This window comes from Dickeya poaceiphila (genome assembly GCF_007858975.2).
GTDB lineage: Bacteria > Pseudomonadota > Gammaproteobacteria > Enterobacterales > Enterobacteriaceae > Dickeya > Dickeya poaceiphila.
In genome coordinates this window covers 557443-579668 of the sequence record NZ_CP042220.2, presented here as the reverse complement: position 1 = coordinate 579668, position 22226 = coordinate 557443, and the positions used below count along the sequence as shown (strand labels likewise).

Sequence of the window (22226 nt, the reverse complement as noted above, 5' to 3'; positions counted from 1 at the left end):
CGTTTGCCTACATGGTGCGCTTCAGGTACGCTGCCCTTTTTCAACCCTGTGGGTGATTCTGGAATATGCTTCGCAATGTTGTCATTTTCGCGGTGTTGGGCACGGGCCTGACGACGCTGGCCGCTGCTGGTCAGAACATCAACAACTTTACGCAAGCCAAGGCCGCCGCGGCAAAAATCCATCAGGATGCGCCCGGTTCCTTTTATTGCGGCTGCAAGATCAACTGGCAGGGCAAAAAAGGGACGCCGGACCTGGACTCCTGCGGCTATCAGGTTCGCAAAGATGCCAACCGCGCCAGCCGTATCGAATGGGAACATGTGGTACCCGCGTGGCAATTCGGCAACCAGCGCCAGTGCTGGCAGGATGGAGGCCGCAAGAACTGCACCAAAGACGACGTTTATCGTCAGATGGAAACCGATCTGCACAACCTGCAACCGTCTATTGGTGAAGTGAATGGTGATCGCGGCAATTTCATGTATAGCCAGTGGAATGGCGGCGAACATCAGTACGGCCAGTGCGAGATGAAGATTGATTTTAAAAACCAGCTGGCAGAGCCGCCCGAACGCGCCCGCGGTGCTATCGCCCGTACCTACTTTTACATGCGCGACCGTTATCACCTGAACCTGTCCCGCCAGCAAACCCAGTTGTTTGATGTCTGGGACAAGCAGTACCCGGTCACCGCATGGGAATGTACCCGTGAAAAACGTATCGCCGCCGTACAAGGCAACCATAACCCCTACGTGCAACAGGCTTGCCAGCCCTGACGCCGCTCCCTACTATAACGGCTTGTCTCTTATATAATGATTGCCGCTGTCGCTACCGTCGCCGCACGGTGGCTTTCGCTTCTTTGACTACAACCACCTAAGGCCAGATTATTCATGCGAATACCGCGCATTTTTCATCCCGATACGCTTGCCCTGCTGGGGGGTGAGACGGACCTGAGCGAAGACGCCGCCAACCATGTGGGCCGGGTGCTCCGCATGAACGCCGGCCAGCCGCTGCAACTGTTCGACGGCAGCAATCAGGTATTTGACGCCGAGATTGTGCAGGCAGGGAAAAAAAGCGTACGGGTCCGCTACGCTGCCGGGCAAACTGAAAACCGGGAGTCACCGTTGCACCTTCATCTTGGCCAGGTAATGTCGCGCGGCGAGAAAATGGAGTTTACTATCCAAAAATCCATCGAGCTGGGGGTCAACGTCATCACCCCGCTGTTATCCGAGCGCTGCGGCGTCAAACTGGATGGCGAACGGCTGGAGAAGAAAATCGCGCAGTGGCAGAAGATCGCCATTGCGGCCTGCGAACAGTGCGGCAGAAATCGCGTGCCGGAAATTCGCCCCCTCCAAACACTGGAAAGCTGGTGCGCAGAACCAGACAATGGGTTAAAACTGAACCTGCATCCGCGAGCGTCGCAAAGCATCAACACGTTGCCGCTGCCGGTATCGCGCATCCGGTTGTTGATTGGCCCGGAAGGCGGATTGTCGGCAGACGAAATCGCCATGACCGCAACCCAGGGCTTTACTGATATCCTGCTGGGGCCTCGCGTTCTGCGTACAGAAACCACCGCGCTCACCGCAATCACTGCACTGCAGGTACGATTCGGCGATCTGGGGTAAAGGAGATAATAATGATTAAACTCGGTATCGTGATGGACCCGATTTCGTCCATCAATATCAAGAAAGACACCAGCTTTGCGATGTTGCAGGAAGCCCAGCGCCGTGGCTGGGAACTGCACTATATGGAAATGGGCGATCTCTATCTGCATTTAGGTGAAGCACGCGCCACAACACGTACGTTGAGCGTTCAGTACGACTACAACCGTTGGTACGACGTCGACACCACGCAGGACATCGCTCTGCATGAATTGGATGTGGTGCTGATGCGTAAAGATCCGCCATTCGACACCGAATTCATCTACGCTACCTATATTCTGGAACGGGCAGAAGAAAAAGGGACGCTCATCGTCAATAAACCGCAGAGCCTGCGCGACTGCAACGAGAAACTGTTTACCGCCTGGTTCCCGCAACTGACGCCAGATACGCTGGTAACCCGTAATGCTGAGCGGCTGCGAGCGTTCCATCAACAACACAGCGACGTGATCCTCAAGCCGCTCGACGGCATGGGCGGCGCATCGATTTTCCGCCTGAAACCGGAAGACGCGAACGTATCCGTCATCATCGAAACGCTGACCGAACACGGCAGCCGTTATTGCATGGCGCAAAACTACCTGCCTGCCATCAAAGACGGTGATAAGCGCGTACTGGTGGTGGACGGCGAGCCGGTGCCTTACTGTCTGGCGCGGATTCCGAAAAGCGGCGAAACCCGTGGGAATCTGGCGGCGGGTGGCCGTGGCGAAGCGCGCCCACTGAGTGAAAGCGACTGGCAGATTGCCCGTACCGTAGCGCCGGTGTTGAAACAGAAAGGGTTGATCTTCGTTGGTCTGGACATCATTGGCGACCGCCTGACCGAAATCAACGTCACCAGCCCAACCTGCGTGCGTGAAATCGAGTCCGCTTATCCGGATGTCTCTATTACCGGTATGCTAATGGACGCGATTGAACGCCGCCTGGCTCAACGTTAACAAAATATGGACTATCCTGGTCGCTGATATAGCCCTGCCCGGTTCACGGCGCTCCAGTGAACCGGAAATATTCAATCCGACAGAGAAGCGATAATAAAGACGATGAATTTACAGCACCATTTTCTGATTGCGATGCCCTCTCTGCAGGACTCCGTGTTCAGGCGGACAGTGATTTACATCTGCGAACACAATGAAGACGGCGCGATGGGCCTTATCATCAACAAACCCATGGAGCAGTTCACTGTAGAAAATATTCTCAAGAAACTGAAAATCACGCCTAACCCGCGGGATACGGCGATTCGCCTTGATAAACCGGTCTTTTCCGGTGGTCCGCTGGCCGATGATCGTGGTTTTATCCTGCATACGCCGCGCTCTGGCTTCGCGTCCAGCATCAGTATCTCCGATGAAACCATGATAACCACGTCAAAAGATGTGCTGGAAACGTTGGGAACGCCGGACCAACCACGTAATACGCTGGTCGCGTTGGGCTATTCTGCGTGGGAAAGTGGTCAGTTGGAAAACGAACTGCTGGAAAATGCCTGGCTGACGGTACAGGCGGACCATAATTTGTTGTTCCACACGCCGATTGCCGAACGCTGGCGCGCCGCCGCCAAAAAACTGGGCGTAGATATTCATAATATCGCCGCCGAAGCAGGGCACGCCTGATGGGAAATCGGACTTTACTGGCTTTCGACTTCGGCACCCGCAGCATTGGCGTCGCTATCGGTCAGGAGATCACCGGCACCGCCCGCCCACTGACGTCGCTAAAAGCGCAGGACGGCGTACCCGACTGGCAGAAAGTGGAAAAACTGCTCAAGGAGTGGCAACCCGCACTGGTTATCGTTGGCCTGCCGCTCAACATGGACGGCACCGAGCAACCGCTAACCACACGCGCACGCAAATTCTCTCAGCGTTTGCATGGCCGCTTCGGCGTCAACGTTGAGTTGCACGACGAGCGGCTCAGCACCGTGGAGGCACGCGCGGACCTGTTTGAACGCGGCGGGTTCCGGGCACTCGACAAAGGGAGCGTAGACGCCGCTTCCGCCGTCATTATCCTGGAAAGTTGGTTCGAACAGCAGCTAGCCCGGCCCGAATAAATCCGGCGTATTGACTACCGATACCATAAACGACTCAGGCCCGCATAAGCGGGCCTGAATATGATGGCAGACGTGCGTTACGCGTCCGGGTAGTCGCGCAGGAATCCTTCCAGATCTTCTACCATCGAGGTATTACCGACAAAGAACGGCGCACGTTGATGCAATTTCTGCGGTACGAGGTCCAGAATGCGGTTTTTGCCGTCGCTGGCTTTACCGCCCGCCTGCTCCGCCAGAAACGCCATCGGATTGCATTCGTACAGCAAACGCAGTTTCCCTTCTGGATAGCTGGCCGTACTCGGATAGAGATAAATGCCGCCCTTCAACAGGTTGCGGTGAAAATCCGCCACCAGCGAACCGATGTAACGGGTGGTGTATGGGCGTTGCGTCGCCTCATCCTGTTCCTGACAGTATTTGAGGTACTTCTTCACGCCCAGCGGGAATTTAATGTAGTTCCCTTCATTGATGGAGTACATGTTGCCTTTCTCCGGGAAACGCACGCGTTCGTGAGACAGGCAGAACACCCCAAGCGAAGGATCATAAGTAAAGGCATGTACGCCATGACCGGTGGTGTACACCAACATGGTGGAAGAGCCATAAACGATATAACCCGCAGCGACCTGCTTGTGGCCTGGCTGGAGGAAATCCTCTTCACGCACCGGCATACCCAGCGGGGTAATACGGCGGTAAATAGAAAAAATGGTTCCGACAGAGACATTGACGTCAATATTGGAAGAACCGTCCAGCGGGTCCATCAATACCACGTATTTGGCGTTTTCGGCGCGCTCACCGTCGAAGATAACGATCTCGTCTTCTTCTTCGGAAGCGATCCCGGCCACCTCGCCGCGTGCTTTCAGCGCCGCTTTCAGCTTTTCATTGGCGTACAGATCGAGTTTCATCTGCGTTTCGCCCTGAACATTGGAAACGCCGCTGGTCCCCAGAATATCCACCAAACCAGCCTTGTTGATATCACGGTGGATAATCTTCGCACCCAGTTTAATAGCCGACAGCAATGCGGTCAGTTCACCAGTGGCATGAGAGAAATCGTGCTGTTTTTCGACGATAAATTCGCCTAACGTTTTCATAACACTATTCCAGAATCTACGAATGAAAAGCGGTTTTATTTTTGTACCGCCAGCGTTTGCGTCTGCAGTGTAGCCCAAAGAGAAAGCGAGTACCTAGCAAATCCATTTCTTATGACGTATTCCAAGCGTTAGAATGGACGGCAGACTCTCTGAATATAGATGGAAAACGTATGCGTATTCATATTTTAGGAATCTGTGGCACCTTCATGGGAGGACTGGCGCTGCTGGCCCGAACACAAGGACATCAGGTAACCGGTTCGGATGCTAACGTCTATCCGCCAATGAGTACCTTACTGGAAGAACAAGGGATCACCCTGATCCAAGGCTACGATCCCGCACAGTTAGATCCCGCGCCTGATCTGGTCATCATTGGCAATGCTATGACCCGCGGCAACCCCTGCGTTGAGGCGGTACTGGAACAAAATATCCCGTATATGTCCGGTCCGCAATGGCTTCATGATCATGTGCTACGCGAGCGCTGGGTTATCGCCGTCGCCGGCACCCATGGCAAAACCACCACCGCCGGCATGGTAACCTGGATTCTGGAAGATTGCGGCTACCAGCCTGGATTCGTGATTGGCGGCGTGCCGGGCAACTTCAATGTCTCTGCCCGTATGGGAGACAGCCCGTTCTTCGTAGTGGAAGCAGACGAATACGACTGCGCCTTCTTTGATAAACGCTCCAAATTCGTTCACTACAGCCCGCGTACGCTCATTCTGAATAATCTGGAATTTGACCATGCCGATATCTTTGACGACCTCAAAGCTATCCAAAAACAATTCCACCATCTGGTGCGTTTGGTGCCGGGCAAAGGTCGCATCATCGTTCCATCTCACGACCTGCATCTGAAACAGGTGATGAGCATGGGATGTTGGAGCGAACAGGAACTGGTGGGGGAAGAAGGCATTTGGAAGGCGAAAAAAATCACCACCGACGCCAGCGTATTTCAGGTGTATCTCAATGACCAGTTGGCGGGAGAAGTCACCTGGAATCTGGTGGGCGAACACAACATGCATAACGGCCTGATGGCCATCGCGGCGGCACGCCATGTCGGCATTACACCGGCAGAAGCCTGTCGCGCACTCGGCGGATTTATTAACGCCCGCCGTCGGCTGGAACTACGCGGCACCGCGTATGGCGTATCGGTTTACGATGATTTTGCCCATCACCCGACCGCCATTCTCGCTACACTGGCCGCCCTACGTAGCAAAGTGGGCGGCACCGCAAGGATTCTCGCCGTGCTGGAGCCTCGCTCCAACACCATGAAAATGGGTCATTGCAAAAACGAGTTAGCACCAGCGCTTGGGCGCGCTGACGAGGTCTTCCTGTTCCAACCTCAGCATATTCCCTGGCAGGTGGCTGAAGTCGCTGATGCCTGTGTTCAGCCAGCCTGGTGGAGCGCAGATATCGACACGCTGGTGGAGATGATCAGCAAAACCGTTCAACCCGGCGATCATATTCTGGTGATGAGCAACGGCGGCTTCGGTAATATCCACAACAAACTGCTGGATGCATTAAGCGCCAAGGCACAAGCCAACCAAGAGTAACGGGTTATCACAAGCGACGTAGGTCACCGGCAACAGACTTGCCGGCAAGCAGATAGCAAAAAGGACGGGCCAGCCCGTCCTTTTTTATGCAGTCACGATCACCACTTGCGATTAGGCGTCGAAAGGATCACGCAAAATCATGGTTTCTTCACGGTCCGGACCTGTGGAAATGATATCCACCGGCACACCGGTCACTTCTTCGATGCGTTTAATGTAGTTCAGCGCAGCCTGCGGCAATTTGCTGTACTCTTTCACGCCAAAGGTACTTTCAGACCAGCCCGGCAAGGATTCATAAATCGGTTCGATCCCTTCCCAGCTATCGGCGGCCAGCGGGGTCACATCCACGTTGCTGCCATCCGGCATACGGTAGCCAACGCAGATTTTCACCTCGCTCAGGCCGTCCAGAACATCCAGTTTGGTCAGGCAGAAACCAGACAGAGAGTTGATCTGTACCGCACGGCGCACAGCAACCGCATCCAACCAGCCGGTACGGCGACGGCGCCCCGTGGTCGCACCGAACTCGTTGCCTTTCTGCGACAGATGTTCACCAACATCGTCGAACAGCTCGGTCGGAAACGGACCGGCACCCACACGAGTGGAATAGGCTTTGACGATGCCCAGCACATAATCGACGTAACGCGGCCCTAAACCGGAACCGGTCGCTACACCACCCGCGGTGGTATTAGAAGAGGTCACGTACGGGTAAGTGCCGTGGTCGATGTCCAGCAACGTTCCCTGCGCCCCTTCAAACATGACAAAATCGCCACGTTGATGCGCCTTGTACAACAAATCTGACACATCCACTACCATCCCGGTCAGGATGTCAGCTACCGCCAGCACGTCGTTCAATGTTTTCTGGTAATCCACCGGGTCCGCTTTGTAGTAATGCACCAGCTGGAAATTATGGTATTCCATGATTTCTTTCAGCTTGATGGCAAAGCTTTCCCGATCAAACAGATCGCCAACGCGCAAACCACGGCGCGCCACCTTGTCTTCATATGCCGGGCCGATACCACGGCCAGTCGTCCCGATAGCTTTCGCGCCACGTGCTTTTTCGCGGGCATTATCCAGCGCCACATGGTACGGCAGAATCAGTGGGCAGGCTTCGGAAAGCAACATACGCTCACGTACCGGCACGCCACGCGCCTCAAGTGCGGTCATTTCCTTCAGAAGCGCATCCGGCGCCAACACAACACCGTTACCGATGATGCTAATGACATTCTCGCGCAGAATACCGGAGGGAATTAAATGAAGAACGGTTTTTTCACCGTTGATAACCAGCGTGTGACCAGCATTGTGACCACCCTGGTAGCGCACAACATACTTGGCCCGTTCAGTCAGCAGGTCTACGACCTTGCCTTTACCTTCGTCACCCCATTGGGTGCCCAGTACGACAACGTTCTTACCCATCTCAAGAATCACCAGATTGGTTAAAAATGGATTCTAGCATCTCATCTTTCGGCTTTCAGTACTTTTAGCACACGTTTGCGCACATTTTTAGCGGAAATTTCAGCCGCCTGTTCGGCTACGCAACATGTAGTAGATCACGCACCCTGCAACCACAATACCACCGCCAAACCGACGCAAAATATTATCGGGTAGCTGCAACATGGTCAGGATCATCCGCCGCCAGATACGTGGAAACAACAAAGGCCCCAAACCTTCCATAATCAACACTAACCCCAGTGAAAGCCAGATGTTCACATCCATAAACACTCCAGACAGAAAAAAGCCCGTAAACACGGGCTTGATAAAGTAGTAGTAACAACCTTAGCGAGCAGAGAGGCTCTTATCAGGCGATTTCATATAACGGAAGAAATCACTATCGGGGCTAAGCACCAGAACATCCTGATTCGTGCTAAAACTGTGCTCATAAGCTCGCAGGCTACGAATAAAACTATAGAAAGCGGGATCCTGACTAAATGCAGCGGCAAACAACTTAGCCGCTTCAGCATCCCCTTCGCCACGCATAATACGCCCCTGACGCTCGGCTTCTGCCAGCGTGCGGGTCACTTCATAGTCAGCCGCCGCTTTAATCTTCTCAGCCTGCTCTTGTCCCTGAGAACGATGACGGCGAGCTACGGCTTCACGTTCAGCACGCATACGTTGGTAGATAGCATCCGATACCTCAGCAGGCAGGTTGATCTGCTTGATACGTACATCGATCACTTCTATCCCAAGCGCTGCCATACTGTTGGGATTCACCCGCGGCATCTCACCGCTGGTTTCACGTTCTACCCGCGCTGCCGCTGAAGCAATCGCGTTGTCCGCTTCCGTGGTTTCACCGGTACCGGCATTCAGCGCTTCACGCACATCAGACATCAACTGACCACGAGAATCGGTCACAATACCTTTTACATCCAGCCGACCAATCTCGGAACGCAGACGGTCGCTAAACTTACGTTTCAGCAACACTTCCGCCTGAGACACATCACCACCGCCGGTAGCCAGGTAGTAACGGCTAAAATCGCTGATGCGCCATTTGATATAGGAATCGACAATCAGGTCTTTCTGCTCTTTGGTAATAAAGCGATCAGCCTGGTTTTCCATGGTCTGGATGCGGGCATCCAGCATTTTTACCGATTCCAGAAAAGGGATCTTCACATGCAGGCCAGGCAGATACACCAGCGGCTTGTTTTCATTGTCACGCAACACTTTACCAAAACGCATGACAATACCACGCTGACCTTCCTGCACCACGAACAGCGAGGCATAGACCACCAGCAGTAACAAGACAAGAATAAAGAGGACTGACTTACGCATTATTATTCTCTCCCTACGCGAATGATCTCATCACGCTGCGCGTTGGCGCGACGCTGATCCATAATAGTGCCGTTGTTACCGGAAGAGCGTGGTGCATAGCCGACACCATTACTGCCCGATGAGGTTGACGGCAGACGCAACGGCGCTGGATTCACAGCATTGCCGCTCATCGGCGCATTATTTGAAACACCTAACTGGCCACGCATCAGTTGATCAAGCGGTAGAACCATCAGGTTGTTGCTCTTGTCACTCACCAATACCTTGTTGGTATGGCTCAGCACACGCTCCATCATCTCAATATAAAGACGTTCACGGGTAATTTCCGGCGCAGCCTTGTATTCCGGCAACAGACGAGAGAAACGGGAAACTTCACCCTGCGCTTCCAGCACCGTACGGTCTTTATAAGCGCGGGATTCTTCCAGAATTCGCTGCGCCTGACCATTAGCGCGCGGCTGGACTTCGTTAGCGTAGGCTTCCGCCTCACGAATGTATTGCTGCTCGTTTTCGCGGGCGGCAATCGCATCGTCAAACGCGGCTTTGACTTCCTCAGGTGGACGAGCAGTCTGGAAGTTCACATCCAGCAAAGTAATGCCCATATCGTACGGGCGTACCGTTTCCTCCAGCACGCGCTGGGTATCCGTACGCACGATAGTGCGCCCTTCCGTCAGGATTTTGTCCATGGTGTACTTGCCGATTACCCCACGCAACGCGCTGTCGGTAGCCTGACGCAGGCTATCATCGGCATTGGTGACGCTAAACAGGTACTTATCCGGTTGGGTGACGCGGTACTGGACGTTCATTTCCACCCGTACCACATTTTCGTCAGAGGTCAGCATAACGCCGGACGTCGCCAGCTCACGGACAGATTCAATATTTACAGCGCGTACCGAATCAACAAAGGTCGGCTTCCAGTTCAAACCCGGACCAACCAAATGGCTGAATTTACCAAAACGGGTAACCACGCCACGCTCGGCTTCTTTGATGGTGTAAAAACCACTCACGCCCCACACCACTACGACTGCCGCCACGACCAGACCCAGAATACGGCTGGTATTCCCATTGCCGCCCTGAGACCCCGTGCCAGAACCAGATGACTTACCCCCCAAGTCGCCGAGCTTTTTGCTCAACTTACGGAATATATCATCGAGGTCAGGCGGTCCCTGATCCCGTCCACCTTTATTGTTTCCGCCAGAGTTGCCGCTATTGTTATTGCTGCTCCCCCACGGGTCGCGGTCTTGTCCGTTATTACCGGGCTGATTCCACGCCATGTTTAGCTCCATTCATTATGATAGGTATTTTTCGGGGTCAATGTCCCAGAGTTACGAGACTGTCTGTGTCGATTAGACAATATAATCCTGCAATTTCTGCTCCTGCTTACACAGGCGCCGCCAGTCGATAATGGGCATTCTGACCACCAACCCTACGCTGCCGTCTTCCTCAATCCACTCTTTCTCTATAGCCTGCAATTGGTAAAAACGGCTTCGCAGACGCCCGGCATCCGGAGGAAGATGCAGAGAATAATGTGCAATTTTCCCGGAAAGCCGTTCAGTCAACGCCTGAAATAATAATGGAATCCCTTCCCCGGTCTGAGCAGAAAGCCACACCCTAACCGGGCGGTTTTCCTCATCACGGTCGATACGCGGCACCATATTCTCAAGCCGGTCAATTTTGTTCATGACCAACAAAAATGGAATCTCGTCCGCGTCAATTTCAGCTAACACCTCGTTCACCGCATCAATATTTTCATCCACGCGTGAATCAGAGGCATCGACCACATGCAGCAACAGGGTTGCTTCACGGGTTTCCTGCAATGTCGCCTTGAACGCCGCCACCAGATCGTGCGGCAAATCACGGATAAATCCGACCGTATCCGCCAGCACAGTGTCGCCGACATCATCGACATCAATGCGACGCAATGTCGGGTCCAACGTGGCAAACAGCTGGTCAGCGGCATAAACATCTGCTGATGTCATACGATTGAACAAGGTCGATTTGCCGGCGTTGGTGTATCCCACCAGCGAAACGGTCGGCACTTCGGCACGCGTACGCGCACGACGCCCTTGCTCTCGCTGTTTCTCCACCCGCTCAAGGCGTGACAAAATCTGGCTGATGCGGTTGCGCAATAAGCGTCGGTCGGTTTCCAACTGGGTTTCACCCGGCCCACGCAGACCGATACCGCCTTTCTGGCGTTCAAGATGGGTCCAGCCACGCACCAGACGCGTCGCCAGATGACGCAATTGCGCCAGCTCAACCTGCAGTTTCCCCTCGTGGGTGCGGGCGCGTTGAGCAAAGATATCCAGAATCAACCCAGTGCGGTCAATCACCCGGCATTCACACAATCGCTCCAGATTACGTTCCTGCGCCGGTGTCAATGCATGGTTGAATAATACGACAAAGGCACCGGTCGCTTTGACCGCCTGCGCGATCTCTTCCGCCTTGCCCTCGCCGACAAAATATTTGGAATGCGGTGCCTTACGGCTGCCGGTAACTACCTGCAACGCGTCTATTCCGGCTGAAGACACCAGGGATTCGAACTCCAGCAGGTCCTCAGTATCTTTCTCTTGCGAAAAATAAATATGAACTAGTATGGCCTGTTCACCGGCTTCATAACGGTCAAACAACCGGGCACCCTCTCAGAAAAAAGCGACCACGGCAGTGAAAGCCGCTGAAATCAGTGACTTTCCCGCCGTGGTAAACTGGTAAGGACGCGTTATTCAGCGTCATCACTTTCCTGCTGCGGCTGTTGCTGTGCCGCCTGATTATTGGCATGGTAGTTATTTGAGCCAGGATTATTACTGTGATGCGACACCGGGCGAGACGGTACTACCGTTGAAATGGCGTGTTTGTACACCATCTGACTGACCGTGTTTTTTAGCAAAATCACAAACTGATCGAAAGACTCAATCTGGCCTTGCAGTTTGATGCCATTAACCAAATAAATCGAAACCGGAACACGTTCACGACGCAAAGCGTTTAAGAACGGATCTTGCAAAGATTGCCCCTTAGCCATTCTATATTTTCCTTATTTGCTTGTTGTTTGTAACAAAGAACCCTGCGGTTCTAAAATAACGTTATAAAAATTTTTCCGGGAATCAGTTAATTGCAGCGACAGGCAATTGTACACAATCGACTAACCTATGCACTAACAACCTGAATCACTGCGCGTAACGCCTCTTTGGGCTGCTCGCTGTCAAGCCAGCGAACCCCTTCCCAGCCTCGTAACCAGGTAATCTGGCGCTTTGCCAGTTGACGGGTGGCACAGATACCACGATACACCATTTCATCGTAATCTATTTCTCCCGACAAATATGACCACATCTGGCGATATCCGACACAACGAATTGACGGCAACGCAGGGTGCAAATCCGCCCGTGCAAACAGCGCCCGCGCCTCTGCTTCAAAGCCTGCGTCCAACATCTGCCGAAAGCGTAGCGCTATCCGCTCATGCAACAATTCGCGGGTTGCCGGAGCAATGGCAAACTGATGAGCACGATAGGGCAACGCTTCACCGGATGTCTTTGTCAACTCAGTTAAAGTGTTACCTGAAACGAAAAAAACTTCCAGTGCCCGCGACAGTCTCTGCGGATCATTTGGATGAATCCGAGCCGCCGCCACCGGATCAATGATACTCAACTGACGATGTAACGCCTCCCATCCCTCAGTTCGGGCACGTTCTTCTATCTCCTGACGTACCTGCGCATCCGCTGGCGGCAACGGCGACAACCCTTCCAGCAATGCCTTGAAATACAACATAGTGCCGCCCACCAGTAGCGGAATACGCCCTGCGGCAGTGATCTCCGCCATCGCCTGCAGCGCATCGCGCCGAAAATCTGCGGCGGAATAGGCCTGCGCCGGATCACGGATATCAAGCAGGCGATGCGGGGCGCGCGCCAGCTCTTCCTGACTGGGTTTTGCCGTGCCGATATCCATACCACGATAAATCAGCGCCGAATCCACGCTAATCAACTCAACAGGAAGGTGCTCGCACAATGCCATCGCCAGCGCGGTTTTCCCAGACGCCGTCGGCCCCATAAGAAAAATGACTGGCGGATGCTGCGCTGTTTCAAACTCGTTCATGCTTCAACGCCCTGATGGCAGATTCAATATCCATCACATATAACAATTCTGGCGGCGGCGTTTTTACCTGAAAAGGACATAAACGCTCTACATCGGACAGCAACTGTACGGCCTGAGCCAGTGTCCAGCTTTCACGCTCGTTATCGAGCTGTCCGGCTATCCACCCCGCCACCATATCAGGCTTTGCGTCTTGATAATCAGCAAGATAGCCTAACAGGTCAGAAATCAAGTTTTGTAAATTTTGTTGCCTCAAAGGTAAAGGTACCGCCCGCAACGTGGCACGCGGCGGTGCAACGTCAACCTCTATCCCCATGTAGGCCAACAATGATTGTTGCTGCTGCATAACCACCAGTTCAGATGCATTCAACGTCAGCCGTTGGGGAATCAACAACGGCTGAGGCCGCAATCCCTCGCCGGTTTCCGGCGGCGTCAATTGGGCCTGACGAAGGAAACGCTCAGCTACCGTCAACGACAACAATGCCAACCCCTGACGATACTCCACCAACGCATAATCAGGTGGGTACACCGTCAGCACACGTCCCAAGCTCAGTACATGACTCTCCAGCGGAGGGGCATCGAAGACCGCGGCTTTTTCCGTTACATCAGGCTGCACCGCTGGCGCATCCTTTACTGGCGTAACCTTATCCCTTACTGGCGGAGCCTCACGAGCGACATGTTGCGGCTGCGAAGATTCTGTATGCAGCAACTGCTGGTACAGCTCGCCTTGCTTCTTTTGATAACCAGTCGTCTGCGTTCGGGCAGACGACTGGTCACGAGCATGACGCCCTGAGTGACTCGACGAGGCTACGATTCCCGACGTTTCCGGCGCTGGCTGGACTGGCCGGGAAAAATGGTTTTCACCTGCAGCGATGCGGTTTTCCGGCTGCCATGGCGTTGCCGACGCCTGCGTATCACCAGCACCACTCAAACCCGGTGATGCAGCCTGCTGCAATACCGTCATCACCGCCTGATAGATAAAGTCATGCACCAGCCGGGCCTGATGAAAGCGGACTTCATGCTTGGCCGGATGCACATTGACATCCACCTGATGGGGATCGACGTCCAGATACAGCACATAAGCGGGCTGCTGTTCGTCTCGCAATTGATCCTGATACGCCTGACGAATCGCATGATTGATCAGGCGGTCGCGCATCATGCGCCGATTGACATAGCAGTACTGCATTTCCGGCAACTGGCGCGACCCGGCGGGGTCCGCCACCCAACCATGAATATTCAGATCGCCATGCTGCCAGGAAACGGCCAGCGCATGTTGCAAAAACGCCGCGCCACAGATGCTGCCAAGCCGCCTTTCACGCTGCGCCGGCTCCGACACGGCGCGATATTGCCGGATCAACTTGCCATTGTGATGTAACGTGATCGCCACATCGAAACGGGCCAGCGCAATGCGCCGCACCACTTCATCGATGTGCATGAATTCGGTTTTTTCGGTACGCAAAAACTTGCGTCTGGCTGGGGTGTTGTAAAACAGGTCCAGCACTTCCAGTGTCGTGCCAACCGGATGTGCCGCCGGCTTGACGGTCACTGCCATCTCACGCCCTTCGGCATAAGCCTGCCACGCCTCAGTCTGCGCATCAGTGCGGGATGTGAGCGTCAGCCGGGAGACGGAACTGATACTGGCCAGCGCTTCGCCGCGAAATCCCAGGCTGACAATCGCTTCCAGATCGTCAAGCGTGGCTATTTTGCTAGTGGCATGACGAGCCAGCGCCAGCGCCAGATCTGACTTATCAATACCGCAGCCGTTATCCCGAATGCGAATCAGCTTCGCACCGCCGCGTTCGATTTCAATATCGATTCGCGTCGCGCCAGCATCCAGACTGTTTTCCACCAGTTCTTTAACGACCGACGCAGGCCGCTCTACCACTTCACCGGCAGCAATCTGGTTCGCCAACTGGGGCGGCAGCACCTGAATCGACATGGATTCTCCTCGTTTCAACCGGATCAGGCAGAAGGGATAATCAACGTCTGCCCTAACTGCACAGTACCGGAAGACATGTTGTTCGCCTGCTGGATAACTTTCATACTTACGCCATACCGGCTAGCGATGTCACTCAGCGTATCGCCCCGCACTACTTTGTGTTTTATCACGGTTGCGCTTTTCTTCGTGCGCGGGGATAGGGTGGTCACAACGGGTTTGCTCTTCGTCGCTGACGCTGTTCCAGCCACCGATGAAGCGTCGGATGGAATCTTCAGCCGCTGCCCCACCCAGACCACGTCTTTCTTCAGGTGGTTAACGTCACGAATGGCGTCCATACTGACACCATAACGCGCGGCGATTCCCGATAACGTTTCTCCGGTCACCACAGTATGACGCCCCGTTGCCCCTGTTGCTGCCTGAACAGGCTCAGTGGCTGTGGTCTTTTTCTTCACCGTCTGCAAACCGAGCGGACGGTTTTCCTGCTTTGGGACATTTTGTAACGGATGAGTCTGGAAATAGCTGCGCAACCCCTGATAGATAGCGTTGGCAATTTTTTCCTGATACTCGTTGCTGCCCAGCAGCCGTTCCTCGCTCGGATTAGAGATAAACCCGGTTTCCACCAGTAAAGACGGAATATCCGGTGAACGCAGTACACCCAGGCTGGCGTGCTCTGGCCGGCGCTTATGCAAGCTGCCCACCCGCTGCAATTCACGCAACACTTTTACCGCCACATCGTAGCCTACCCGCTGTGAATGGCCGAACTGCAAATCCAGCACCGCCTGACTCAGGTAAGGGTCAGCAGCGCTGTTGGCCAGCAAATCGCCCGCGCCACCCAGCAACTCGGACTGCTTTTCGTGTTGTTCCAGCCAGTTGGCCATTTCGCTGTTGGCGCGCCGGTTGGATAATACCCATACCGATGCCCCCGTCGCGCCACGGTTAGGCGCGGCATCGGCATGAATCGAAACCAGCAGGTTAGCCCCCTGCTTGCGCGCTACGTCGGAACGCCCCATCACCGAAATAAAGTAGTCGCCATCACGGGTCAGAACCGGTTTGAACTCCGGGTCGGCACTCATAATGGCGCGCAGCTTACGCGCTATCGAGATAGTGACATTTTTTTCATGTAGCCCACCCGGCCCGGTCGCGCCGGGGTCCTGACCACCGTGGCCGGCATCAATCGCTACAATGATTTTCTCGCCGTTGCCTGACCGCCCTGACACACGGGTCGGCACCGACGCGACGGCGGCAGTGGATGTCTGAGGTACCAGCGGATTGCGCCCGACCTGCGCCGACGGCTGCGCTATAGGCTTACGGGCTGTAGGTTTGCGCTCACCAGTCAGAGTAAACACTGCACTCGCACCATCCTTCGCCGCCCTGACCTGTACCTTCTGCGTCAGGTCGATAACCAGACGCAGGCTTTTAGGGTCTTTGGCGTTGCTGGTACGGATGCGGCCAATCAGATTCTGGCCATTAAACGCCAGCGGCAATCCTTTCATGACGCCGGACTGACTGATATCGATAACCACCCGATTCGGGTTGCTCAACGAAAAATATTCATATACTGGCTGACCACTGAAACTCAGCGTAACAATCGCCTCACTGGCTGCGTTATTCACACGAATATCGGTCAGGCTGCTGGCCCACAGCGGCCATGACAGCATCAGCAATAGCCCTGACAACGCTCTCATCAACCGCATAGTCATGGCGCTTCCTGCTCCGGTTGTGCAGCCAATGCCGCCACAATCCGTTCACCTTCTGGTGTACGGGCTTTAATCTCCGCCTGTCGGCCCACGCCCTGATAACCGAGCTGCAACTCAATATCCGCATCCGGCAGGATGCCTGCGCCTTGTTGCGGCCACTCAATCAGGCAGATAGCATCTTGCGACAAATAGTCACGAATCCCCATGAACTCCAGTTCTTCAGGGTCCGCCAGTCGATAAAGGTCAAAGTGATATACCGGGCGCGGCAACAGCGCATAAGGCTCCACCAGCGTATAGGTCGGGCTTTTCACATTACCCTGGTGACCCAACGCCTGCAGGAATCCGCGGCTCAACGTGGTCTTACCCGCCCCCAGATCACCCAGTAGATAAATAATAGTAGCGCACTCGCAGGCTCTGGCTAACGCCGCCCCCAGCGCAATCGTAGCTGCCTCATCCGGCAAAGGTAACAAAAGCGTCTTCATTCTGTGTTTTCTAAGGATATCCGCTCAGGATTTACATACTGCGGCAATACCGCCATCAAATCGGTTGCCAACATCCCGCGTGTGCCCTGTCGCTGCGCCAGCCAATCTGCTGCCGCGCCGTGAGCCACACAGCCAGCGCAGGCCGCGTCATACAACGACAGCCCTTGCGCCAACATCGCCCCAATCATACCCGCCAGCACGTCCCCCATGCCGCCAGTCGCCATGCCTGGATTCCCCACATCGGCAATCGCCAGTGCGCCCTGTTCGTTTGCCAGCACCGTACCAGCACCCTTTAGCACAACAGCGCCGCCATAGCGTTTTACCAGACGTTGCGCAGCAAGTAAGCGATCACTCTCAATATCAGCAATCCGGCAGTTCAACAGACGGGCCGCTTCACCGGGATGAGGCGTCAAAACGCGATTCTGACGTTTATGCGGACTGATTGCCAGCAGGTTGAGCGCATCAGCATCCCATAACATGGATTTGTTACAATTTTCTGCGATTCGTAGTGCGTTTTTTCCCCATTCACGCTGACCCAACCCCGGTCCTATCACCACCACATCAGCCCATTCGATGCCCGCGTTGACCGAATCCGTGGTCAGTTCCTGCACCATCAGTTCCGGGCGCGCCACCAGTAACGTGGCCAGATAGTGCCTGTGAGTAAGCACTCGCACCAAGCCCGAACCACTACGTAGTGCCGCTTCTCCCGCCATAAAAACCGCACCGCCGGTGCCCTCATCGCCGCCGATAATCAGCAATCGGCCATGTTCGCCTTTGTGCGCGCCTGGACGTCGCGGCTTCAGCCATTGCGTCAGCGAGGACGCTGTCAAACGCGCAATCGGCGCTGTCTGTTGCGCCAGCCAGTCGCCCAATCCCAAATCATGGTGGTGAAGCCGCCCGACGACATCCCGTGCCTGTCCGGTTAATATGCCGGGTTTGAGCGTAATAAACGTCACCGTGTGCGCGGCGTGAATCACAGCCCCTGAGTAAACGCCGGTTTGCGCATTCAATCCAGAGGGAATATCCAACGCGATGATCGGTGCCGGGTGGTGGTTAGCCTGAATAATCAGCGCATCATAAGGTGCGCGGGGAGCGGACGTTAGCCCGGTTCCCAGCAGTCCGTCAATGATCAAATCTACACCATCAGGCCATGGCGCATCCACATGCTGTTCGCTGCCGCCCATATCACGCCATGCCTGACGCGCCAGATGCGCTTCTGCCGGCAGAGGCTGATTGCCACGCTGCGCGACTACGGTTACCGTCAGTCCGGCATTGTGTGCCAGCGCGGCAACCACGTACCCATCGCCGCCGTTGTTGCCATGCCCGCACAGAATCAACCAGTGCCGGGCAGCAGGATACTGCTGCCGTGCAATACGAAAAGCCGCATCGCCCGCACGCAGCATAAGCGTATGTAATGAGACGCCGACAAACTCCGCCGCTCTGGGTTCCTCACGGCGCAACCAGTCAGGCAAAAAAACAGTATGAGGCAGGTCGGCTAAGGATCCGCCGGGCTGATACACGCGTTGGTTTTGATGCATCTCATCCCTCAGTCGGTAAGCAGGATAGTGCGCCCCAACTTAGCAAGGTCTGCCGGGAAGGGCCATACACCGATAAACGGAAAAAGATAACGAATACGCTGAATTCAATTCAGCACAAGCGGTGTCAGAGAAACAAATGATAAAATCAGCTTCCCGGTTTCTTCTTGATGGTTACCCATGACATACCCCGACGATCTCCACAAACTCGCACAACTCATTAAACAATGGGGGCTTGAATTGGGTTTCCAGCAAGTGGGAATTTGCGACACCGATTTGTCTCATGAAGAACCCCGGCTTCAGGCGTGGCTAGACCAGCAGTATCACGGCGAAATGGAATGGATGGCGCGTCATGGCATGATGCGAGCACGCCCGCATGAACTGCTGCCCGGTACGTTACGCGTCATCAGTGTACGCATGAATTATCTGCCTCCCAAAGCCGCGTTTGCCAGCACGCTGAAAAACCCGCACCTCGGTTATGTCAGCCGCTACGCCTTGGGGCGCGACTACCATAAGCTACTGCGTCAGCGGCTGAAAAAACTGGGCGACCGGATTCAAGAGCACTGCGGTGAATTGCAATTTCGCCCCTTTGTCGATTCCGCGCCGATCATGGAACGGCCACTGGCTGCTAAAGCCGGGCTTGGCTGGGTTGGCAAGCACTCACTGGTGTTGAACCGGGAGGCTGGTTCCTGGTTCTTTCTGGGAGAACTGTTGATTGACCTTCCTTTGCCGGTAGACCAGCCGGTTGAAGAACAGTGTGGCAAATGTGTCGCCTGTATGACGACCTGCCCTACCGGCGCTATTGTCGAACCTTATACCGTTGATGCCCGCCGTTGTATTTCCTATCTGACGATTGAACTGGAAGGCCCCATTCCGGAGTCCCTGCGCCCTTTAATGGGAAACCGCATTTACGGCTGCGACGATTGTCAGTTGATCTGCCCCTGGAACCGTTTCTCACAACTCACCGATGAACCCGACTTCAGCCCACGGGCGGCGCTGCACGCACCGGAGTTACTGGAATTATTTAGCTGGGATGAAGCCCGTTTCCTGCGAGTCACTGAAGGCTCAGCCATTCGCCGCATCGGCCACGAACGTTGGCTGCGCAATATTGCAGTCGCGCTGGGCAACGCCCCCTACGAAGATCGCATTGTTCTGGCGCTGCAAACCCGATTAGGGGAAAGCGCCTTGCTGGACGAACACATTCACTGGGCAATCAGCCAACAATTGGTACGACGTGAGCAGTACGCTGTTGACATTCAGTTGCCGCAAAAAAAGCGATTGATCCGCGCAGTCGAGAAAGGTTTGCCACGAGATGCCTGAAATTTTGCATTGCAATGGTTTGACGAGGCTGAACGATTTATCTGTGGATAATTTTAAAAAAACGTTGTCAATCAATCATCACAAAAAGTACAAGTGATCTGGATATCGTTTTTTATCATAAAATTATCTTTTTATTTCAATGTTTTGAAATAAAATCTTTTTCATGATGTTTCAACGTAAGTACACGACGCCTGTTTTTAGGCTGTGGATAAGTCTGTTCAGAAAAGTATGAACATATGCAGAAAAACGATATGACAACTGAAAAAGAATAGGAGAGTGAAAAACTGGAGCGGGAAACGAGACTCGAACTCGCGACCCCGACCTTGGCAAGGTCGTGCTCTACCAACTGAGCTATTCCCGCACATGCAACGCTTAAGTATTGACGTTTTTTCAACAAACGCAAACTGGCGTGGACATATTTTGCGCCACCCTTGTAATTGTGCAACTAACTCATTGATTTAATTGAACTTTAAACACTGCATCGCAAAGAGGGCAGCATTATGAACCAATCTGCCCACGCTGACAAGAGGGAAAAAACAATTTTATCCCCTTTATTCAGAAACCAACATTTTATCATCAGTAAGACCGTGAGAAATCCACCTCACCCACCAGCGCCAGCCCTTGCCGGAAGCGCGGCAGATTATCCAAAAACAATTCCCCCAACCGGGCTGGCACCAGAGGTCCGGCAACATGTGCGGTGATCGTAAGATTCGGCGTCTGCCAGAAAGGATGCGACTCCGGTAGCGGTTCTTGCCGAAACACATCCAGCACCGCCGCAGCGATCCGCCTCTCGCTCAAGGCAGTACACAAATCGGCATCCACCACTGCAGTACCGCGACCCACATTAATAAATAATGCCGAAGGCTTCATCGCAGCAAACACCTTCGCATGGTAGATATTCGTCGTCTCTGGCGTATCCGGTAAGATGTTGATGACATAATCAGCTGATGCAACAGCCCGTTCAAGCGACGATAATCCTTCCACGCGCTCAAACAGTGGCATCTCACGCGGTGAATGAGCAATACCGTGCAGCACTACGCCAAACGGCTGCAAAAAAACCGCTACTTCACGGCCTATATCCCCCGCGCCGACAATCAACACCCGACGCCCAAACAGTGATCCCGGCAATACCTTTTTCCATTCACCACTCCGCTGACTCCGATAACGTTGCGCCAGATGCAACTCATGCTGCAACAGATAGGCTATTACGTATTCAGCAATAGGCTGACCAAATACCCCCACCGCCCGACTTAAGCGATAATCACGCGGTAGCCCTGCGGCCAGCAAAGGTTGATAGCCGGCCCAGGTTGACTGCAGCCAGAGAGGTTTCACCCCCTGAGCCAGCAACCGGGCAGCCTTGTCTGGCTCGCCTACCCAGATGTCGCAGGTTGCAGCCTGAGCAGGTTCACCTGAGCCAATCACCAGCGGCAAGCCTGGCGCCACGTTATGCAGCATATCTCGTAGTTCATCCGCACGGGAATCCAACAGCAAAATGGATATCATTGTTATCACCAGTGAATAATCATGCCGCTGATGATATATGAAACTACGGCAACGCCAAATAACGGTAGCTTGTTGACTAATAGATTGAGATAAAAGAGTATTTACTGATAGAAAGAAGAAAAATTTGGAGCGGGAAACGAGACTCGAACTCGCGACCCCGACCTTGGCAAGGTCGTGCTCTACCAACTGAGCTATTCCCGCGTAGAAGGGTTATTCAAAGCGCCTTTAAGCATCTAATTCTTTGTAATCTATTGATTATAAAGGCTTTAACACTTTAAGGCGTTTGGAATGGCGCTGATTATGGACTGGTTGTTTCTCTATGGCAAGCCCTTTTTCATACCCATTGTTTTGTTTGTTTATAATATCGCCAATCGAATAACACGACACCTACACAAGAAACCGTCACTGATGACTAGTCAGTACCAGGCGACACAGGCGCCACTATTTTTCCGCCAGTTTTTCCGCCAACGAAAAAATAAGATGTTTTAGCTATAAAATCTGATTGAGTGCGAACCTTTGTTCTGGCAAATTAAGCCGACACTGAATAAAACATCAATGACTGACACATCAAAATCAGAATAATACTGTCAGTTTCCAGTAGCGTTATTA

Annotated in this window: 20 protein-coding genes and 2 tRNA genes; 7 read left to right on the top strand and 15 right to left on the bottom strand. The window is 53.9% G+C overall.

The genetic code is table 11. The features are described from left to right. Positions 1-65 precede the first annotated feature (65 nt). The 5 genes from endA to ruvX all read left to right on the top strand — a co-directional run bounded on the left by endA (position 66) and on the right by ruvX (position 3675). Positions 66-764 carry a deoxyribonuclease I gene (gene endA / locus Dpoa569_RS02610; protein ID WP_042872939.1) on the top strand — a complete coding sequence of 233 codons (699 nt, stop codon included), beginning with the start codon at positions 66-68 and terminating at the stop codon, positions 762-764. A 114-nt stretch (positions 765-878) separates the two neighbouring features. Then, positions 879-1613 (top strand): 16S rRNA (uracil(1498)-N(3))-methyltransferase, encoded by a 735-nt coding sequence (gene rsmE / locus Dpoa569_RS02605; protein WP_042872942.1) that lies wholly within the window; start codon positions 879-881, stop codon positions 1611-1613. 11 nt (positions 1614-1624) lie between these two features. Beyond that, on the top strand, positions 1625-2578 hold the full coding sequence (gene gshB / locus Dpoa569_RS02600; protein ID WP_042872944.1) for a glutathione synthase: 954 nt from the start codon (positions 1625-1627) through the stop codon (positions 2576-2578). A 102-nt stretch (positions 2579-2680) separates the two neighbouring features. After that, complete coding sequence (locus tag Dpoa569_RS02595) at positions 2681-3244, top strand: YqgE/AlgH family protein (RefSeq protein WP_042872945.1); 564 nt, start codon at positions 2681-2683, stop codon at positions 3242-3244. Next, a complete protein-coding gene (ruvX, locus tag Dpoa569_RS02590; protein WP_042872947.1) occupies positions 3244-3675 on the top strand; it encodes a Holliday junction resolvase RuvX in 432 nt (143 codons plus the stop codon). Before Dpoa569_RS02595 ends, ruvX begins: the two co-directional genes overlap by 1 nt. A gap of 77 nt (positions 3676-3752) precedes the next feature. On the opposite strand, the gene fbp is transcribed toward ruvX, so the two are convergent. Next, positions 3753-4757, bottom strand: coding sequence for a class 1 fructose-bisphosphatase (fbp, locus tag Dpoa569_RS02585; protein ID WP_042872949.1), 1005 nt, complete (start codon positions 4755-4757; stop codon positions 3753-3755). 170 nt (positions 4758-4927) lie between these two features. Here fbp and mpl point away from each other — a divergent pair, with 170 nt between their 5' ends. Beyond that, a complete protein-coding gene (gene mpl, locus Dpoa569_RS02580; RefSeq protein ID WP_042872951.1) occupies positions 4928-6304 on the top strand; it encodes a UDP-N-acetylmuramate:L-alanyl-gamma-D-glutamyl-meso-diaminopimelate ligase in 1377 nt (458 codons plus the stop codon). A gap of 111 nt (positions 6305-6415) precedes the next feature. Here the strand turns inward: mpl and Dpoa569_RS02575 are convergent, their stop codons facing one another. The 11 genes from Dpoa569_RS02575 to nnr all read right to left on the bottom strand — a co-directional run bounded on the left by Dpoa569_RS02575 (position 6416) and on the right by nnr (position 18797). Next, positions 6416-7714 carry an adenylosuccinate synthase gene (locus Dpoa569_RS02575; protein ID WP_042872953.1) on the bottom strand — a complete coding sequence of 433 codons (1299 nt, stop codon included), beginning with the start codon at positions 7712-7714 and terminating at the stop codon, positions 6416-6418. Between the two features lie 99 nt (positions 7715-7813). After that, complete coding sequence (locus Dpoa569_RS02570; RefSeq protein WP_042872957.1) at positions 7814-8014, bottom strand: DUF2065 domain-containing protein; 201 nt, start codon at positions 8012-8014, stop codon at positions 7814-7816. Between the two features lie 60 nt (positions 8015-8074). Next, the gene (gene hflC / locus Dpoa569_RS02565; protein WP_042872959.1) at positions 8075-9067 is read right to left on the bottom strand and encodes a protease modulator HflC; all 993 of its coding nucleotides are present in this window, start codon (positions 9065-9067) and stop codon (positions 8075-8077) included. Positions 9068-9069: 2 nt separating this feature from the next. Next, the gene (gene hflK / locus Dpoa569_RS02560) at positions 9070-10335 is read right to left on the bottom strand and encodes an FtsH protease activity modulator HflK (protein WP_042872962.1); all 1266 of its coding nucleotides are present in this window, start codon (positions 10333-10335) and stop codon (positions 9070-9072) included. Positions 10336-10407: 72 nt separating this feature from the next. Beyond that, positions 10408-11688, bottom strand: coding sequence for a ribosome rescue GTPase HflX (gene hflX, locus Dpoa569_RS02555; RefSeq protein ID WP_042872965.1), 1281 nt, complete (start codon positions 11686-11688; stop codon positions 10408-10410). Positions 11689-11777: 89 nt separating this feature from the next. Next, on the bottom strand, positions 11778-12077 hold the full coding sequence (gene hfq / locus Dpoa569_RS02550; protein WP_012886271.1) for an RNA chaperone Hfq: 300 nt from the start codon (positions 12075-12077) through the stop codon (positions 11778-11780). 125 nt (positions 12078-12202) lie between these two features. Next, the gene (gene miaA, locus Dpoa569_RS02545) at positions 12203-13144 is read right to left on the bottom strand and encodes a tRNA (adenosine(37)-N6)-dimethylallyltransferase MiaA (protein ID WP_042872968.1); all 942 of its coding nucleotides are present in this window, start codon (positions 13142-13144) and stop codon (positions 12203-12205) included. Beyond that, complete coding sequence (mutL, locus tag Dpoa569_RS02540) at positions 13131-15080, bottom strand: DNA mismatch repair endonuclease MutL (RefSeq protein ID WP_042872971.1); 1950 nt, start codon at positions 15078-15080, stop codon at positions 13131-13133. Before mutL ends, miaA begins: the two co-directional genes overlap by 14 nt. A gap of 23 nt (positions 15081-15103) precedes the next feature. Then, on the bottom strand, positions 15104-16780 hold the full coding sequence (gene amiB / locus Dpoa569_RS02535; protein ID WP_042872973.1) for an N-acetylmuramoyl-L-alanine amidase AmiB: 1677 nt from the start codon (positions 16778-16780) through the stop codon (positions 15104-15106). Beyond that, on the bottom strand, positions 16777-17259 hold the full coding sequence (gene tsaE, locus Dpoa569_RS02530) for a tRNA (adenosine(37)-N6)-threonylcarbamoyltransferase complex ATPase subunit type 1 TsaE (protein ID WP_042872975.1): 483 nt from the start codon (positions 17257-17259) through the stop codon (positions 16777-16779). The genes amiB and tsaE overlap by 4 nt, the downstream gene beginning before the upstream one ends. After that, entirely contained in the window at positions 17256-18797 is a 1542-nt protein-coding gene (gene nnr / locus Dpoa569_RS02525) for a bifunctional ADP-dependent NAD(P)H-hydrate dehydratase/NAD(P)H-hydrate epimerase (protein ID WP_042872977.1), read from the bottom strand. Before nnr ends, tsaE begins: the two co-directional genes overlap by 4 nt. A 177-nt stretch (positions 18798-18974) precedes the next feature. On the opposite strand from nnr, the gene queG reads away from it, so the two are divergent. Beyond that, complete coding sequence (gene queG, locus Dpoa569_RS02520) at positions 18975-20114, top strand: tRNA epoxyqueuosine(34) reductase QueG (RefSeq protein WP_042872979.1); 1140 nt, start codon at positions 18975-18977, stop codon at positions 20112-20114. Positions 20115-20399: 285 nt separating this feature from the next. Here the strand turns inward: queG and Dpoa569_RS02515 are convergent. From Dpoa569_RS02515 to Dpoa569_RS02505, 3 genes are all read right to left on the bottom strand, one after another. Beyond that, a tRNA-Gly gene (locus Dpoa569_RS02515) sits at positions 20400-20475 on the bottom strand. A 215-nt stretch (positions 20476-20690) separates the two neighbouring features. Then, entirely contained in the window at positions 20691-21617 is a 927-nt protein-coding gene (locus tag Dpoa569_RS02510; RefSeq protein WP_042872981.1) for a D-2-hydroxyacid dehydrogenase, read from the bottom strand. 125 nt (positions 21618-21742) lie between these two features. Beyond that, positions 21743-21818: transfer RNA gene (locus Dpoa569_RS02505), tRNA-Gly, on the bottom strand. Positions 21819-22226: the final 408 nt, after the last annotated feature.

Bases quoted from the DNA above. Each gene is read 5' to 3' on its own strand.
- endA (WP_042872939.1), top strand. From the start codon at position 66: ATGCTTCGCAATGTTGTCATTTTCGCGGTGTTGGGCACGGGCCTGACG.
- rsmE (WP_042872942.1), top strand. From the start codon at position 879: ATGCGAATACCGCGCATTTTTCATCCCGATACGCTTGCCCTGCTGGGG.
- gshB (WP_042872944.1), top strand. From the start codon at position 1,625: ATGATTAAACTCGGTATCGTGATGGACCCGATTTCGTCCATCAATATC.
- Dpoa569_RS02595 (WP_042872945.1), top strand. From the start codon at position 2,681: ATGAATTTACAGCACCATTTTCTGATTGCGATGCCCTCTCTGCAGGAC.
- ruvX (WP_042872947.1), top strand. From the start codon at position 3,244: ATGGGAAATCGGACTTTACTGGCTTTCGACTTCGGCACCCGCAGCATT.
- fbp (WP_042872949.1), bottom strand. From the start codon at position 4,757: ATGAAAACGTTAGGCGAATTTATCGTCGAAAAACAGCACGATTTCTCT.
- mpl (WP_042872951.1), top strand. From the start codon at position 4,928: ATGCGTATTCATATTTTAGGAATCTGTGGCACCTTCATGGGAGGACTG.
- Dpoa569_RS02575 (WP_042872953.1), bottom strand. From the start codon at position 7,714: ATGGGTAAGAACGTTGTCGTACTGGGCACCCAATGGGGTGACGAAGGT.
- Dpoa569_RS02570 (WP_042872957.1), bottom strand. From the start codon at position 8,014: ATGGATGTGAACATCTGGCTTTCACTGGGGTTAGTGTTGATTATGGAA.
- hflC (WP_042872959.1), bottom strand. From the start codon at position 9,067: ATGCGTAAGTCAGTCCTCTTTATTCTTGTCTTGTTACTGCTGGTGGTC.
- hflK (WP_042872962.1), bottom strand. From the start codon at position 10,335: ATGGCGTGGAATCAGCCCGGTAATAACGGACAAGACCGCGACCCGTGG.
- hfq (WP_012886271.1), bottom strand. From the start codon at position 12,077: ATGGCTAAGGGGCAATCTTTGCAAGATCCGTTCTTAAACGCTTTGCGT.
- miaA (WP_042872968.1), bottom strand. From the start codon at position 13,144: ATGAACGAGTTTGAAACAGCGCAGCATCCGCCAGTCATTTTTCTTATG.
- mutL (WP_042872971.1), bottom strand. From the start codon at position 15,080: ATGTCGATTCAGGTGCTGCCGCCCCAGTTGGCGAACCAGATTGCTGCC.
- amiB (WP_042872973.1), bottom strand. From the start codon at position 16,780: ATGACTATGCGGTTGATGAGAGCGTTGTCAGGGCTATTGCTGATGCTG.
- tsaE (WP_042872975.1), bottom strand. From the start codon at position 17,259: ATGAAGACGCTTTTGTTACCTTTGCCGGATGAGGCAGCTACGATTGCG.
- nnr (WP_042872977.1), bottom strand. From the start codon at position 18,797: ATGCATCAAAACCAACGCGTGTATCAGCCCGGCGGATCCTTAGCCGAC.
- queG (WP_042872979.1), top strand. From the start codon at position 18,975: ATGACATACCCCGACGATCTCCACAAACTCGCACAACTCATTAAACAA.
- Dpoa569_RS02510 (WP_042872981.1), bottom strand. From the start codon at position 21,617: ATGATATCCATTTTGCTGTTGGATTCCCGTGCGGATGAACTACGAGAT.